Source organism: Alphaproteobacteria bacterium GM7ARS4 (assembly GCA_014332745.1).
In the GTDB taxonomy this organism is placed as follows: Bacteria; Pseudomonadota; Alphaproteobacteria; order GM7ARS4; family GM7ARS4; genus GM7ARS4.
On sequence record JACONL010000008.1, the window covers coordinates 17,316 to 33,460 of the forward strand.

General features: G+C 51.6%; 17 protein-coding genes. 7 read left to right on the top strand and 10 right to left on the bottom strand.

Annotated features, from left to right (window positions below; translation table 11 throughout):
• Positions 1-18: 18 nt before the first annotated feature.
• The 8 genes from GDA54_05675 to GDA54_05710 all read right to left on the bottom strand — a co-directional run bounded on the left by GDA54_05675 (position 19) and on the right by GDA54_05710 (position 6,893).
• The gene (locus GDA54_05675) at positions 19-705 is read right to left on the bottom strand and encodes a phosphatidate cytidylyltransferase (protein MBC6497789.1); all 687 of its coding nucleotides are present in this window, start codon (positions 703-705) and stop codon (positions 19-21) included.
• A gap of 21 nt (positions 706-726) precedes the next feature.
• Positions 727-1,434, bottom strand: a complete 708-nt coding sequence (gene uppS / locus GDA54_05680; protein ID MBC6497790.1) for a di-trans,poly-cis-decaprenylcistransferase — start codon at positions 1,432-1,434, stop codon at positions 727-729.
• 37 nt (positions 1,435-1,471) lie between these two features.
• On the bottom strand, positions 1,472-2,023 hold the full coding sequence (frr, locus tag GDA54_05685; protein MBC6497791.1) for a ribosome recycling factor: 552 nt from the start codon (positions 2,021-2,023) through the stop codon (positions 1,472-1,474).
• Between the two features lie 55 nt (positions 2,024-2,078).
• The gene (pyrH, locus tag GDA54_05690) at positions 2,079-2,843 is read right to left on the bottom strand and encodes a UMP kinase (protein MBC6497792.1); all 765 of its coding nucleotides are present in this window, start codon (positions 2,841-2,843) and stop codon (positions 2,079-2,081) included.
• Positions 2,844-2,848: 5 nt separating this feature from the next.
• Positions 2,849-3,742: a translation elongation factor Ts gene (tsf, locus tag GDA54_05695; GenBank protein MBC6497793.1), complete on the bottom strand. Its 894-nt coding sequence runs from the start codon at positions 3,740-3,742 to the stop codon at positions 2,849-2,851.
• Positions 3,743-3,761: 19 nt separating this feature from the next.
• The gene (gene rpsB, locus GDA54_05700; protein ID MBC6497794.1) at positions 3,762-4,493 is read right to left on the bottom strand and encodes a 30S ribosomal protein S2; all 732 of its coding nucleotides are present in this window, start codon (positions 4,491-4,493) and stop codon (positions 3,762-3,764) included.
• Positions 4,494-4,610: 117 nt separating this feature from the next.
• Entirely contained in the window at positions 4,611-4,775 is a 165-nt protein-coding gene (locus GDA54_05705; protein MBC6497795.1) for a rubredoxin, read from the bottom strand.
• A 162-nt stretch (positions 4,776-4,937) separates the two neighbouring features.
• Positions 4,938-6,893 (bottom strand): hypothetical protein, encoded by a 1,956-nt coding sequence (locus GDA54_05710; protein MBC6497796.1) that lies wholly within the window; start codon positions 6,891-6,893, stop codon positions 4,938-4,940.
• A 211-nt stretch (positions 6,894-7,104) separates the two neighbouring features.
• On the opposite strand from GDA54_05710, the gene GDA54_05715 reads away from it, so the two are divergent.
• The 3 genes from GDA54_05715 to hisI are packed head-to-tail and all read left to right on the top strand — an operon-like array spanning position 7,105 to position 9,491.
• Positions 7,105-7,893 carry an enoyl-ACP reductase gene (locus GDA54_05715; GenBank protein MBC6497797.1) on the top strand — a complete coding sequence of 263 codons (789 nt, stop codon included), beginning with the start codon at positions 7,105-7,107 and terminating at the stop codon, positions 7,891-7,893.
• Positions 7,894-7,922: 29 nt separating this feature from the next.
• Positions 7,923-9,032 carry a chorismate synthase gene (gene aroC, locus GDA54_05720; protein MBC6497798.1) on the top strand — a complete coding sequence of 370 codons (1,110 nt, stop codon included), beginning with the start codon at positions 7,923-7,925 and terminating at the stop codon, positions 9,030-9,032.
• A gap of 36 nt (positions 9,033-9,068) precedes the next feature.
• A complete protein-coding gene (gene hisI, locus GDA54_05725) occupies positions 9,069-9,491 on the top strand; it encodes a phosphoribosyl-AMP cyclohydrolase (GenBank protein ID MBC6497799.1) in 423 nt (140 codons plus the stop codon).
• A gap of 32 nt (positions 9,492-9,523) precedes the next feature.
• Here hisI and GDA54_05730 read toward each other — a convergent pair whose 3' ends face one another.
• Complete coding sequence (locus GDA54_05730; protein MBC6497800.1) at positions 9,524-10,081, bottom strand: isochorismatase family protein; 558 nt, start codon at positions 10,079-10,081, stop codon at positions 9,524-9,526.
• A gap of 108 nt (positions 10,082-10,189) precedes the next feature.
• Here GDA54_05730 and GDA54_05735 point away from each other — a divergent pair, with 108 nt between their 5' ends.
• The 3 genes from GDA54_05735 (at position 10,190) to prfB (ending at position 15,202) form a co-directional block, all read left to right on the top strand.
• Positions 10,190-11,539 carry an N-acetylmuramoyl-L-alanine amidase gene (locus tag GDA54_05735; GenBank protein ID MBC6497801.1) on the top strand — a complete coding sequence of 450 codons (1,350 nt, stop codon included), beginning with the start codon at positions 10,190-10,192 and terminating at the stop codon, positions 11,537-11,539.
• 67 nt (positions 11,540-11,606) lie between these two features.
• Positions 11,607-14,093 carry a penicillin-binding protein 1A gene (locus tag GDA54_05740; GenBank protein ID MBC6497802.1) on the top strand — a complete coding sequence of 829 codons (2,487 nt, stop codon included), beginning with the start codon at positions 11,607-11,609 and terminating at the stop codon, positions 14,091-14,093.
• 16 nt (positions 14,094-14,109) lie between these two features.
• A protein-coding gene (gene prfB / locus GDA54_05745) for a peptide chain release factor 2 (GenBank protein MBC6497803.1) occupies positions 14,110-15,202 on the top strand; the annotation gives its coding sequence in 2 pieces (ribosomal slippage) (positions 14,110-14,178 and positions 14,180-15,202; 1,092 coding nt in all).
• Here the strand turns inward: prfB and GDA54_05750 are convergent.
• Positions 15,197-15,940, bottom strand: a complete 744-nt coding sequence (locus GDA54_05750) for a response regulator transcription factor (GenBank protein ID MBC6497804.1) — start codon at positions 15,938-15,940, stop codon at positions 15,197-15,199. The two genes, prfB and GDA54_05750, sit on opposite strands and share 6 nt — an antisense overlap.
• Here GDA54_05750 and GDA54_05755 point away from each other — a divergent pair.
• Positions 15,939-16,145, top strand: a 207-nt coding sequence (locus GDA54_05755) for a hypothetical protein (protein ID MBC6497805.1), incomplete at its 3' end; no start/stop codon positions are given. The genes GDA54_05750 and GDA54_05755 overlap by 2 nt on opposite strands.

A 16,145-nucleotide genomic window follows, 5' to 3' on the forward strand; every position in this document is an offset into this window, starting at 1 on the left:
CCATCGCCATGACTCTTGTCACATTCCCCACAGCACCTTATGCACGAACAGCATGGCGACAAGCATGACAGCAGAAGAAAAGGTCGAGTCCATCCTATCGAGGACTCCACCATGGCCTGGGAACATACCTCCGCTATCTTTAACAGAAAAACGTCTTTTCAACAACGATTCTAACCCATCTCCCGCATGACCAACAACCAACAAGCCTAAAATCATCACGCCTATGAGCAATTGTGTCGCCATAGGCGCTTGAGCAAAGGAAGGCGCTTGCCAATACAAAAACCCTAGGGCGTAGCACACACCTCCTATGAGGGCAATGATGAGCCCTTCCCACGTTTTGCCTGGGCTGATTCGAGGCATCAGAGGATGTCGCCCTACAAGACGCCCCCCTATATAGGCAAGGCTGTCACTGATCCAAATCATTGTCAAAAATCCCACAAGAAGAGGAAAATTGTCTCCCAACACAGAAGGCAACGCCATACAGCATAGAGCGGCTAAACAGAAGACTGCCCCTATGATATAGAGAGCACCCCATAAAAACCATGGGGACGACATCACAGACACAAGGCGCCGCAATTCATACAGAGAGAGCATGCAGAGAACAAAGAGAGAGAGGTTGTAGAGAAGACCACCTCGTGCGACAATCCATAACGACACAGGAACGACAATCAATGCTGTCAAGGCGCGTTGATACATATTATGCATGAGCCAACATCGTAGAGTGCGTCATAACCCGTATCGCCTCTCACGCACAGCGTAATCGGCCAAGGCTTTCTCGAATTCTCTCCTATCAAAATCAGGCCAAAGGGTCTTTGTGAAGTAAAACTCGCTATAGGCCGTCTGCCATAAAAGAAAATTGGAGAGGCGCTTCTCGCCTGATGTGCGAATCACAAGGTCGGGGTCTGGCATGGAGGATGTCCACAGGTATTTCTCGATATGTTTTTCTTCCAGAAGATGGGGACGATGCTCATGGGCTATGATATGGCGGACGGCACGCAAGATATCCTTGCGTCCACTATAGCTGAGGGCAAGCGTAAAATGGAGACGCCCATGCTGTTGTGTCTCTCTTTCTTGCTTCCTGATGAGCTGGGCAACGTCCTGTCCGAAACGTTCATAATCACCAATGACATGCAAGCGAAGGTCATAGTCGTGCCATGCAATACTTTCCTCGTGGAGATAATAACATAGCAAATTCTTCAAGCCATCGACTTCTCTTTTGTCCCGATTCCAATTATCTTCACTGAAGCAAAACACCGTCAAATAAGGGATGCCATGCTCGTGGCATGCCTTGAGGCATGTCTGTAAGGCTTTAATACCCCGTCTATGCCCCTCGATACGTGGGAGATTTTTACGCATAGCCCAACGCCCGTTCCCATCCATGATAATAGCAATATGGCGTGGCATATGGGCATAGAGAGGCAATGTGGCGGACATTGTTTTTGGCGTCAATGCGACGCGTCCCGCCCCCTTGTTATGATTGGGTAATCTCGTGTTCCTTGCGTGTGAGAGAGTCATTGACTTCTTCGATGTATTTATCGGTAATTTTTTGCACTTCCTCCGATGCCTTATGCATATCGTCTTCCGATACATCCCCATCTTTTTGCTGTTTTTTGATGCTCTCCAACACATCACGGCGCACATTGCGTATGGAAATGCGCGCTTGTTCCGCATATTTTGCGGCGAGGCGGGTCAATTCTTTCCGCCTCTCCATCGAGAGAGGCGGAACATTAAGGCGAATGAGTTGTCCATCGCGCATGGGATTGAGCCCTAAATCTGACTCCCGTATGGCTTTTTCCACCGCCTCAACCATCGACTTATCCCACACCTGAACAGTCAAGAGGCGCGCATCAGCAACCGCCACACTTGACAATTGATTGAGGGGCATCTTCTGCCCGTAGGCATCCACTATGATAGGGTCGAGCATGGCAATGGAGGCGCGCCCCGTTCGTATGCCCGAAAATGCATGGCGCAAGACATCCTGTGTTTTACGCATACGCTCGTCTATATTCTCTTGTTCCAACATCGTCTTCTATGCTCCTCTCTCTCACTCTGCTCTATAGCCGTGGGCTATGTGCCACCTACGCACATGTCGTGACGACATCGCATATATGGGAGTATCTCTGCGTCCCCTCTATCATAGCACGTATACCTCCATGTCGTATATTAAAGACAATAACAGATTTTCCCCGACCTTGCATCAATGTCATGGCCGTCTCGTCCAAGACATGGAGTTTTTTCTCGATGACATCCCGATAGGTCAACGTGGGATAATGGGTCGCGGATCTATCGCCCACTGGATCTTTGTCATAGACGCCATCAACCTTTGTCCCTTTGAGCATCAGCGAACACTCTAACTCGAGACTGCGCAAAGCCGCTGTCGTGTCCGTTGTAAAAAATGGCTGTCCGATACCGCCCACAAGAATGACAACCTGCCCATCACAAAGACACTTGCGCGCCTTGTCTCGTTCGTAAGGCTGACACATGCGCTCCATAGAGAGCGCCGACATCACAACCGCCTGCCCTCCCCTCTCTTGTATGAAGGCTTGGAGGAGCATGCCATTGAGGATGGTGGCCAGCATGCCCATATCATCACCCACCCCTTGTGTCTCAATCCCCAACGCATGAATATCTCTGCCACGAACGATATTGCCACCACCAACCACAACGACTATGTCCACGCCTTGCCTTCCCATGAAGAGAATATCCTCCGCCATGGCGGCAAAACGTTGTTTCGAGAAGATACCCTCACCACCTTCCCCCAAGACCTCCCCTGATATTTTGAGAAGAATGCGTCTATGTCCTTCCAAGAAAGACGCACGTTTGATGGCATTCTTGCCCGCCATCAATGTCACGCGCCCTGTCTTTCGCCTAAAGCAAAGCGCACGCTGTCGGCAATATGCATGCCGTTCTTCCCGCCTGCCTGCTCGAGGACGCGACTGATAGGCGTCTTGCCATCCATGACATAGAGCTGTTCCAAGAGCACCACATCCTGATAGCGTTTACGCAACAGCCCTTCGACCATGGTCTGGGCAATGGCTGGCGGTTTGGCCTTCACATCGTCGCGTTCGAGCATAATGGCGCGTTCTCGTTCGAGCCATTGGCCTGGGAGGGTCTCTCGAGACACAACCAAAGGGGCACTTGCCGCCACATGCATGGCAAGAGACTTCCCCACATCGCCACAAGACTGGACACCCTCTCCCTCCAACACCAAAAGGACACCGATACGTCCGATATTGTCTGCATATTTATTGTGAAGATAGTGGAAGACACGCCCGACCTTTCCCTTATCAATGGCAACATAGGCAAGGCGCGCAAGGACAAGATTTTCGCCAACGGAAGCGGTGAGCTCCATCAACCCTTCCGCCACAGTCTGGGCGCTGTCTGGGCGTTGCATGGATGTCAACCTCTCCAATTGGGTACATGACGTCTCCACAGCGAGCTGGGCACAAGACAGAGCATAGGTCTGGAGCAACGTATTCCTTGCCACAAAATCGGTCTCCGAATTGATTTCGACCATCGCCGCCGACAACCCATTCTGTGCCACATGGATGGCGACCACACCCTCGCCTGCTTCTCTCGCCGACTTTTTAGATGCTTGTGCCATACCCTTTTTACGTAGCCAATCCTCCGCCTTATCCATAGAGGCTTGGCTTTCTTGCAAAGCCTTCTTGCAATCCATCATGCCCGCCCCTGTCTTGTCGCGTAATGCTTTGATAAGCTCTATAGAGATGTCTGCTGGCATGTAACCTTGTCTCTCGCCCTCACGCTCTTTTCATGTCTGGGACCGTCTCTTCGGTCCATGGCGTCTCTCCGCTCCCTTTGAGAACAGCATTGGCGGCGAGACGAGCATAGAGCCGTATGGCCTTGAGAGAGTCATCATTCCCCGGTATGGGATATTGTATTTTTGCTGGGTCAGCGTTCGTATCTGTCACGGCGACAACGGGAATGCGCAATTTGTTGGCCTCACTGACGGCGATCGCTTCTTTGACGGTGTCGATAACGAAGAGCATGGATGGCTGCCCCTCCATATTTTTTATGCCACCAAGGGCGCGCTCTAACTTGTTGTATTCGCGCTCGATACGGAGACGTTCTTTCTTGGTGAGCGCCGAATCGCTCTTGTTGCGCTCTTCTGATAGCGCATGGAGACGTCTGGTCGATGCCGATACCGTTTTCCAATTCGTCAGCATGCCACCCAACCAACGGTGATGGACATAGTGCTGACGACAACGCCGCGCCTCCGCCGCAATAATGTCAGAAGCACGCCTCTTTGTGCCAACAAAAAGAATGGACTCCTTGCGACGGGCAACCTTCTCTAGGGCTATCAAGGCATGCCTGAGACATGAGACCGTTTCATCGAGATTGATGATGTGTGAGCCATGAATTTTGCCATAAATGAACTCACGCATATGCGGATTCCACCGATGCACACGGTGGCCAAAATGCACACCCGCCTCTAACAAGTCGCGCATGGTAAAAGAAACATCCTGCTTCATAGACCAACCATCATCCCTTTATATGCGTGTCCTCATAGTGATAGCGCGTGTATCGCCTCTGGTGCCTCCTCCTTAAAACGATGTCTTACCTTATTCTTGTCCCTTAAAGCAAGTAACTTACTCATCTAAGGGTTCAAAATCCGCCTTGGTGACCCCACATTCTGGACATTGCCAATCGTCTGGAATATCCTCAAAAGCCGTCCCCGGAGGGATACCGCTATCAGGGTCGCCTTCCGCTGGGTCGTAGATGTGTCCACACACCGTACAGATATATTTTTGCATTGGGCTCAGTGCCTCCTCATGATGCTCTTCGAAGCGATGCTCCTACCATCTGCCCCCTCATATTGACCCCCTCTCATGCGCCATATCTTATCCTTACTCCCCTCCTTACTAAACGCAAAAAAACAGAGAGGTCAAGGTATCTTTAAGAGAATATCGGCTATCTCATGACGTCGTCAATGCCGTGACCATTTTCCCTTGCTCTGAAGGCTCTATCGAGCTTATATCCGATGCCTGCCGTATCAGCAAGACTCGTCGGTCTTGGGGAAGGGACGCCTGTCCATGGATGACCTGTCGCTCTTGGGAAGAAGATGTCTGCCCTTGCATGGTGAGGTAGAGATTACGTCCTTGCTCGTAATAATAGCGGAACATGACGTTATTTTGCTCGGCTTCTTCAGGGTCCACGCTATGCTCGTCATGCATGGCGCGCGCCTTCTGTGCGATCTCGTTTAAGCGATAGAATTCTAATTCATAGGCATTGTTTCTTCGCTCCTTTTGCTCCCAAAAGGCCATGCGGTCTGCTCTCTGCTCACTGGTCAAGACGACGGCTTTGGCGTGAGGCTCATCAAAGAAGGGCGAGGTCGTCTCGGTCTCTGCTTCGCTCCCTCTCATGTTGATGTCCATATCCAGCATGCCTGCTGCCATGCCCCACGCCCGACCCCAAGAGCCTTGTAATTTTTCAGCGACATATGTGGCTTGGTTGGGTGTCATAAGACTCCATTCATGACGGGCGAATTGCCGTAGTATCGCGACGTCATCGCCCCCCGGCAGTTCTTGGGGACCTTGTTGGGCGTCTGGTGCGCCTTTCTGTGTGCGTTGCCTATGAAGGTCTATCCCCCTCTGTCCAAACACGGGGTCGTTCTTAAACAACCATCCATCTTCTTCGATGGCGATGCGCACATTGTCGAAAAAGGGCTGTTCTTCTCCTCTTTCGATCGATTGGATGCCGTTATAGATAGCTAACCGCCTTCTTTCATCATGCTCTTGTAGGTCTTGCACCTCTTCATTGCTGAGGGCGGCGATATTGCGTAATGCTTTGAGGGCGGCCTTATCGAGTTGCGCCTTAATGGCGGACGCATCCCTTGTGTTGAGAATATCATAGACAATGTGGTAGAAACGAGACTGGAAGAGCCCTTGTCGTGCTGGATCCCTTAGTGTCTCACGTTCTTGCGCGCTTAATTGTTGGCGCACAGCATATCCCCTATCTCCTGAGACGCCGTAATCTTCTGTCAGCTCTTTCGCATGCCACGTCACGCTCCTTGCTTGTTCATGGGGCATGCCAAGCGCGCTCTGAATAAGGAGGGCATCGCGCTCGGTAAGGAGAGGAATCGACAAATCTTTTACCGATAAATCAGCCATATAGTGGCTCAGGGCAATGCCTCGCTTCTTGAAGGCTGCTTCTGCGCGGGTCGCGCCGTATTGCTCTACCATCGCGCGGGCAAAGTGATGAGAGGCGCGCTTGGCATAATACAATCGTCCTGCTCTAAAATGGGTGACGAAAGACTTGAAGAGACTATCGAGACGGCTGGATTGCTTGGCGACAAGTTGCTTACTTTCCTTGTCATAGTGATACTCATCGAACAACGTCTCCTGCCGTGAGAGCCGAGGGGCTTTGTGGTGCGAGTGCTCTCCCCTCTTGAGCCATTCTCCTTCTTGCTCTATGCGAGCAGAGACATCGATGACGTCTTTTGCCAATCGGCTGAGATACTGCCCGTTGATAGGCGTGCTCTCTTTCCCTGCCCCTTTGAGATTCTGGATTTCTGTGGCGACACGCGCATAGCGCTTCTGTAAACGACGAGAATAGCGCACACTCTGTGGCTGAGCCTTACGCACCGTATCCAATTGCTCTCGAAACATATCGTAGAGCGTGTGACGAGTCTTATCTATCGTCACATAAGGACTCTGTCGAGCGCCTCCCCTCGGCGCGATTCCCCTCAGCGCGCCTTCATGAGCCCCGCCGTTGGTATGGAGGGAGACATGACGTCCATTGGAGAGCTGTTGATGCTTTGACGGTCGCGTGTCAGCACTCACCAAACGCCAATTCGCATTGAAACGCACATCTCTGTCGCTTGGTGCCAATGTGAGCGCGCGAAAGAATGTGTCAGTATGTTTTTGTATCATCACATGACCCGCTCAAAATTGTCAGAAAAAAACGATGCCGTCACAGAAGCTGCCTGTGTCACGGCTTTCTTGGGACAGAGTATGTGTGACAAAAATAATCATATCGTTACAAAGTAATCACTTTGCAATAATGCTATCCCTTGCCTTATGATGGTGTCTGTGAGATAGAGGCTTTGTGAGGAGCTTTGTGAAGACCATGTATCATTTTTCGATGGAAGGAAAACGGGGACTGATCATTGGCGTTGCCAACGAAAAATCCATCGCATGGGCGATCGCCAAGAGCGTGCATCACGCCGGCGCGCAACTTGCCCTTACCTATCAGAACACCCTCCTCGAGAGACGTGTGCGTCCACTAGCCAAAGAGATAGGAAGCGACATCGTCATCCCCTGTGATGTGGAAGACCCTCTCCATATGGAGTCCCTGTTCAAGACTCTCAAAGAGACATGGGGGCATATTGACTTTATCGTACATTCCCTTGCATGGTCAGATAAGGAGGCTTTGCGGGGACGCTACATAGAGACAACGAGAGAGAATTTTACGCGTACCCTTGCCATCTCATGCTTTTCCCTCACGGAGATTGTGCGCCATGCCCTTCCTCTTATGAAAGACAGGGGGGGGTCTATCGTGACGATGAGCTATTATGGCGCTGAGAAAGCCATTCCCAATTACAATGTCATGGGTGTCGCCAAGGCGGCTTTGGAGGCATCTGTACGTTATCTGGCGATGGACGTGGGGCATTATGGCATACGTGTCAATGCCCTCTCAGCTGGGCCTATCAAAACCCTCGCTGCCTCTGGCATAGGCGACTTTAACGCCATACGTCAGTGGGCTGAACGGAATGCGCCCCTCAGACGCACCGTCACCCAAGAGGACATTGCCGCGAGCGGTCACTATTTATTGAGTGATTTATCACGAGGCGTCAGCGGTGAAGTGCACCACGTCGATTGTGGCTACCACATCGTCGGCATGGAGTATACACACCATGCCCATACATCCTAACATTCTCAGCAGACGTCACATCACCGCCAATGAGCGCCAATAGTTTCGGGATATTTTTACGCATGACGACATGGGGGGAGAGCCATGGGGTGAGCATGGGGTGTATCGTTGATGGCGTGCCAGCGGGAATTCCTCTCAAGGAAGGGGATATCCAACCATGGCTGGATAGACGCAAACCCGGAACATCGCGCTTCACATCGCAACGAAGGGAAGACGATAAGGTGCATATCCTCTCTGGCGTCTTCGAGGGAAAAACCACAGGGACGCCTATTGCTCTTTCCATCAACAATGAAGATACACGCTCGAAAGATTATGATACCATTGCCTCCCTCTATCGGCCTGGGCATGGCGACTATACATACCACATGAAGTATGGCGTGCGTGACTATCGAGGAGGAGGACGGGCATCAGCGCGAGAAACGGTGGCGCGTGTCGCTGCCGCTGCCATCGCCCGCCAAGTGTTGGGAAAAAATATCGTCATACGTGGCGCTGTCACGCAAATAGGAAGACTTGCCGTGGACCCCGCCCACTGGGATTGGCATGAAGTCACGCGCAACCCATTTCACTGCCCCGATGCCACGATGGTCAAGCAATGGGAAAAGAGCATAGACGCCGTGCGTAAAGAAGGGTCATCCCTTGGTGCCCGCCTCTATGTAGAGGCATGTGGTGTGCCTGTAGGATGGGGAGAGCCTCTTTATCACAGGCTCGATGCTGACCTGAGCGCCGCCATGATGAGCATCCCCGCCGTCAAAGCCGTGGGCATAGGCGCCGGATTCGATGCCATCTCGATGCGAGGAGAAGACCATCACGACGGCTTACGCATGACAAAAGGCGCAAAGGGAGGCAAAGAACAAGACCATGTGTCCTTTCAATCCAATCATGCTGGCGGAATCCTTGGCGGTATCAGTTCGGGACAAGATATTACCCTCCAGCTTGCCGTCAAACCCACCAGTTCCATACGAACACCCCTACAGACCATCGATACAAAAGGACATAATACCCATGTGCGCACCACAGGGCGTCATGACCCATGTGTCGGTATCCGCGCCGTGCCTGTGGCAGAAGCCATGCTCGCCCTCGTCCTATGCGACCATATGCTCCTCCACCGAGCGCGCCATCAATTCACGCCACCCTCATAAACCTCAACATACATCAACCCCCCCGTAACAGGCAACATGACAAACGGCACACCCTATCTCCATACCATGACACAGCCCATCCATTTCAATAAGGATGGACTCATCCCCGCCATTGCCGTCGATGCGCACACGAAAGATGTCCTCATGATGGCATGGATGAACGAACAAGCACTGGATTTGACCATGCAGACAGGCTACGTCCATTACTGGTCGCGTTCTCGCAAGCAGATATGGCGTAAGGGCGAGACGTCACAGCACACCCAACATCTAGAGCGTATCACGCTGGATTGTGATGGCGATACGTTATTGCTCCATGTGACACAAAAGGGCGTCGCATGCCATACAGGACGCCCCTCATGCTTCTATCGCCTATGGAACAAGACAGACAAGACATGGAAGAACACATGCGAACCTCTCATCGACCCCCGGGGCGTTTACAAACGTAAAGACGATAGATAGACAACAGCATGCTGTCTGCCCCCACCATCGAGCTAACCTGAGCGTATTTTTTGACTTATCTCCTTGAAGAGAGGCGTCCCTGCCTTTTGCAACCACTCGAACAAGACCATCTCGGTGGTGACAGCGCTACATCCTTGCTGTTGTAGGCGAGAGAGCGCCACATCGACACTGGCCTTTTTTCGTGACGATACGCCATCAACCACGACAAAGCATTGATACCCCCGCCTCAAGAGGTCGAGGGCTGTTTGCAAAACACAGATATGGGCTTCGATACCAACAATGACGAGCTGCTTTCGCGCCTCATGGCGACAGAGCGCGCCAAGAAAATCTGGTGACGCCGCTGCTGAGAATGTCACCTTGTCTATCCTCATGGACGATGTCTCGATATAAGGTCGTAACGAGGCATGAGTCTCACCCAGCCCTTGAGGATATTGCTGTGAGGCAATGATAGGAATGTCGAGGGAGCGCGCCAACGCACAAAGCAAGGCGGCATTCTTGACGACTCCCTCAGAGTCGGCCATCACAGGAAGCAACTTTTCTTGAATATCTACAAGAATTAGGCAAGAATAGCGATTGCTAAGTAACGTCATATGACACTCATCATCAGCACGAGAGACAAAAGAAAACGCTCCTCCCCTATGCCTCTTCTATACCACAGCACAAGGAACATTGCCCCCTGTTTCTTACATGGTTTGCTCATGGCTGTCACAGCTGTTGTGTTGCTGTTGCTTGGTGCGACATGTCTCTATGCGGACACATCACGCCTACAGGTGAAAGCCATACGTTTTAGCCCCGCGTCGACAGAGACGATGCGGGTTGTTCTCGACATAGCAGGAAAGCATGTCGATTATCATGCGTTTATGTTGGACGAGCCCGTGCGTATCGTTATCGACATCGACCATGGCGCCTTTTCTCTTCCCCAAACGGAGACACCACGCGCTCACGGCTTCATCACCGATTATCGCTATGGTCGCTTCACAGAGACGGTGAGTCGTCTTGTCCTTCTCATGGATTCCTATGTCGTCATCAGCCGAGTCTTCACATTGCCTGTGGATGACGACCACCCGCTCTTGCGTCTGGTGATAGATTTAGAAGCGGTAGAGAACAAGGCGGCCTTTGACAAGAAGCGCCAAGAAAGACGATTCGCCTCCGCAACGGCACTCTTATCTCTTCTGCGTCCTCCTCCCCCACAGAGTCAAGAACCTATGACCCCGCCGTTGCCAAAAAGACAGGACGCCGCACCACCTCATGAACAAGAGCATGAACAGGATGGCGATAAACGTCCTCCCACCACACGCGCGCCTGCTACACCCCCCATTGCGCCCCCTGTTGCGCTTAAGCCTCGAGAGAAGCCTCTTATTGTCATCGATGCGGGGCATGGCGGTATCGATACAGGGGCCATCAGTGTGCATGGCATGGCGGAGAAAGACGTGAATTTGCGCATGGCGTTCCTGTTAAGACGCTATCTGTTGGCGACAGGGAAAGTGCGTGTGTTCATGACGCGCGAGAAAGATGTCTTTGTGTCCTTATCCCAAAGGGTCATCAAGGCCAGAAAGCAACAAGCAAGCTTGTTTTTATCGATTCATGCCGACAGCCACCCTAAGCCCTATGTGAGAGGCTTTTCTGTGTATACATTATCGGAAACGGCGTCAGATAAAGAAGCCGAAGCCCTTGCCCAAAGAGAAAATAAATCAGACATTATCGCTGGCGTTGACTTTCGTAAAGAGAGGCCTGAGGTCTTCGATATCTTAATTGACTTGACACAGAGAGCAACCAATGACAACGCCCATAGGCTGGCCCTTTGTGTCGTCGATAGAATGCGTGTCGTATCTTCAAGCTTACCGAACCCCAAGCGCTCTGCTGGATTTGCTGTGCTCAAAGCCCCCGATATTCCGTCCATTCTCATCGAGCTTGGCTATTTGTCAAATACAGAAGATGAAAAACGTCTACGAAAAACAGGCTATCTTGCCGCCTTAGCGCGCGCCATCACCGATGCCGTCACACGCCATATCGGTGACACATGCCCCTCGACACAGAAAAACCTTTAACCTCACAAAAAGAGAATTATATGATACAATAAGGCGAGCACCTTAGGAAAAACAGAGAAGACACTCTATGGATTATTACATGTCTTATGACGATAGGCGGCGCGCCTTCTGGCGGCGTATCACCCTCTTCACGGCACTGGCTGTGGGGCTGTGTGCCATCGTCCTTATTGTCATCATCTCCACCTATAGCCGAGGACTCCCAGACCATCGTCATCTTGCCGACTATAAGCCACAGACGACAACGAGGATTTACGCCTCTGATGGGGAGTTCATGTCGGAATATGCCTACGAAAAACGCGTGTTCGTTCCCATCGAGGATATTCCGAGGCGGGTTATCGATGCCTTCATTGCGACCGAAGACCAAAATTTCTGGTCGCACCCTGGGGTCGATGTATTCAGTATGGTGCGCGCTGCCATAGGGAATATCCAGCGTTATCGGGATAATAGACGCCCGCAAGGAGGCTCAACCATTACACAGCAGGTCGCGAAAAATTTCTTGCTCAGCAACGAATTATCCCTAGAGCGCAAGATCAAAGAGGCGCTTCTTGCCTTACGTATCGAAGAGACTCTCTCGAAGGAGCGTATTCTCGAGCTTTACCTTAATGAGATTTACTTAGGGCTCAGTGCCTATGGTGTGGCAAGTGCCGCACAGATTTACTTTGGCAAGACACTTGGTGAGCTCACTCTTCCTGAGGCAGCGTTTCTGGCGGGGCTACCAAAAGCGCCCAGCACATATCACCCCATACGCCACCCCTTGCGCGCCATTGAAAGGCGTAACTGGGCTTTAGGACGCATGGAGGACGAAGGCATGATCTCTTCCACCGAGTATCATATCGCCACAAAACAACCTTTGAATACACTCTCTAAAAAGCAAGAAAACCTTGATACCCATTATTTCTCGGAGGAAGTTCGACAAGAATTGGTCACGCGCTATGACGAGAAAACGCTCTATAGCGGGGGTCTCAGCGTCTACACATCCCTTGACCCTCACCTGCAAGACATCGCCCATCGCTCTCTCATCGATGGGTTAGAGTATTTCGACCAAAAATTAGGTTATCGAGGCCCTATCGCCCATCTTGCCGTCCTCAATGACTGGCAGAAGCAACTGACCGCCATCGACCATCCATCGGGAGCGCACCTATTGGATATGGCCGTTGTCCTCAGCACGACACGAGACAATGCCCGTATCGGACTGAGCCATGGCGGCGAGGGAATGATTGCGTTAGAAGACACAACATGGGCTCACGAAAGCACCGACGACAACAGCGAGCCACCTCCTCCCCATAACGAGGTAACAGCGATGGCGGATGTTCTCAGGCGAGGCGATGTCATCCTCGTGGAGAAAAAAGATAAAGAAAGCACTGACACACAGACGCCACGTTACCTCTTGCAACAAATCCCTGAAGTCAATGGGGCCATTATCGTCATCAACCCGCATGATGGTAGTATTCTGGCCATGAGTGGCGGATATTCGTGGGAGGCAAGTAAATTTAACCGCGCAACCCAAGCAAAAAGACAGCCCGGTTCGGCTTTCAAGCCCATTGTCTACCTCGCCGCCTTGGATAACGGCTTTTCACCTACAAGTAAAATCCTCGATGCCCCCTTTGTTTTCCGCCAAAGCAAGGAAGATGCCGATTGGAAACCGCAAAACTACTCTAAGGAATTCTACGGCTTGACGTTGTTACGTCAGGGGTTAGAAAAATCGCGCAACCTTATCACCCTACGCCTTGCCAATGCCATTGGACTAGAACCTATTGCCGATTATGCCACAACATTAGGCGTCAACGACACATTTCCCACTGATGACCTCGCCGCCGTGTTGGGAACACGTGAGACGACCCTGCTCCAATTGACAAAGGCCTATGCGCCATTTGTCAATGGCGGGAAAAAAATAGAGGCGCATCTCATTGACCGCATTCAAGACCAACATGGCAAGACAATCTATAAAAAAGATACGCGTTCATGTCCAGAGTGCCAAACGGAAGCGTGGACTCCCTTCATGCGCCCCCCTTACCCTGACAATGTCCGCGAACAAATCATTGAGCCAGCCCTCGCCTATCAAATGCTCTCCCTGTTAGAAGGCGTCGTCCGTCGTGGCACAGCCTACTATATTGGACGTATCATCAAGCACGCCATCGCTGGCAAGACAGGAACAACGAACGACCATAAAGACACATGGTTTATTGGCTTTTCGCCAGATTTGCTCGTGGGTGTCTATACAGGATATGACGTTCCTCGCTCTCTCGGAGAACAAGGAACGGGGGCTGGTGCGGCAGGACCGACCTTTGCCCTCTTTATGAACGAAGCCCTTCAAGGAACGCCTATGTATCCTTTCCGTATTCCCACAGGCGTGCGCCTCGTGAGCATCGATAGGGAGAGTGGATTGCCTACTGATCCAGGGTCAAAGGGCGCTATCTTCGAAGCCTTCCGCGCTGACCAATTCACAGAAGAGGGACAAACGCAAGCGACGCACAGCACATCCCATATCGATATTGCTGACCCCGTGATCAATGCTGACCCTATCCTCGACAATGAACCGACAGGGCTTTACTAACATCCCATCGACTCTCATGGACCACGCCTTAGACGAACAGCTCCAACAGATAGACAAGGACTTGCACCTCATTAGGAGGCATCTTTGACCCTGAAAGGCTAAAAAAAGAACTGGAGAGGCTTGATACCCTGTGTGAACGCAAGGATTTATGGGATGATGCAAGGATGGCAAAAGCAACCTTGCGCGAACGCTCACATATCAACGAGCAACTGGCGCGTTTTCAATCCATCGCCAAAGACGTTGCCGACATGCGCGAATTGGTCGCACTGGCTGAACAAGATGCCTCCCTACGCGAAGAGGTTGCCTCTTCCTTGCATGTCTTGGGAGAAAAATTGGCGCGCATGCGCCTCACGACATTGCTCTCTGGCGAGGCAGATGGCAATGATTGCTACATCACCATCCAAGCGGGCTCTGGCGGCACGGAAGCACAAGACTGGGCACAGATGCTCGTCAGAATGTACCTCCGTTGGGCAGAGAAATGTTCCTATAAAAGCACATGGCTCGAAGAAAATAGCGGCCAAGAGGCTGGGCTCAAATCTGCCACCATACACATCGAAGGGCATTGTGCTTATGGATGGCTCAAACATGAGTCGGGAATCCACCGCTTGGTGAGAATATCGCCCTTCGATGCCAACGGGAAGAGACATACGAGTTTTGCCTCTGTCACCGTCTATCCCGTCATAGACGACAGCATTGACGTCTCCGTCGATGACAAAGAGTTAAGAATCGACACCTATCGAGCCAGCGGGGCAGGCGGGCAACATGTCAATAAAACAGATAGCGCCGTACGTATCACCCATATCCCCAGTGGAATCGTCGTCCAATGCCAAAGCAACCGCTCACAGCATAGAAATCGCGCTGAAGCCTATCGCATGCTCAAGGCGCGCCTCTACGAAAATATCCTTGAAGAACGCCAAGCGAAAGCAAACGAACAACGAGGACAACAAGATGATATTGGTTGGGGACATCAAATTCGCTCCTATGTCCTCCATCCCTATCAGATCGTGAAAGACTTACGCTACCATGTGGAGATAGGTAACGCGCAATCCGTCCTCGATGGACATATCGATGCCTTTTTAGAGGCTGCCCTGAGCCACCAATCATCATGAGAGAGCAAGGCAATATCCTCCGTCCTCTGTTGTGCGTAGAAAACACGGCACTGATGGATGAACTTCTATTTTTTGCCGTAGACGATACACCAACGTCTCCATGCGGTGACTTTCCACATGAGACTCCAGCTGCGCCAGCACACGCATCATATGCGCCTTAGAGACCGAACGTCCACCTGCTTGGGTGAGGAGAACACAGAGGGATTTTTCTTGCTCGCTCAGCGCCACCTCCTCCCCATGGGGCGCACGTAGGAGCATCCTGCGCGCGCCATCGAAGACATAAGGACCAAAGCGATAAACGTTCTTGGGGGGACATTGGGCAATAGAACCCTCTTGTCCACCAGAGTCATAAAAAAGAGAAAAAATATCACGCATAGAAAAAGGTTGGTAGAATGTGTAATCGGCGCAAGGCCAATGGAGTCGCTTTTGTCTTAACAAGGCAATATGGATATGACGATGGTTTTGCCACCAGGCCCAGTGCGAGGACGACTCTTCTAAACGTCCGCATGACTCATGGGGACCACAGACAATAGCGTCATCAATGTCATGCAAAAGGACACACGATGTATCGGCATGGGATTTTTGTGCATGGGGTATGTGCCTTGTAGGGAGGGTGAGGGCAGACATGACATCGAGGGTGAGCGTGCTATGACGCTTGCCATAATGCTTCATCACGTCTATGAGCACAGCATCAGCGCTCAGCAAAAGACATGAGAGTTTGTCATCACCTATCACCATGACAATCATTTCCCTCTATCAGCATGCCTCTTGTGCCCATCAAGGCACGCTCCATTATGGTCAGTGGCGCGCCCCTTGTCTATTAGGGAAAGGGGGAATCACCCGATGGAAAAAAGAAGGAGATGGCGCTTTCCCATGTGGTATCTTTCCTCTTCGTTCTATCCTATGGAGGCGCGACCGTTTAGGCTTGCTCCATACATCCCTT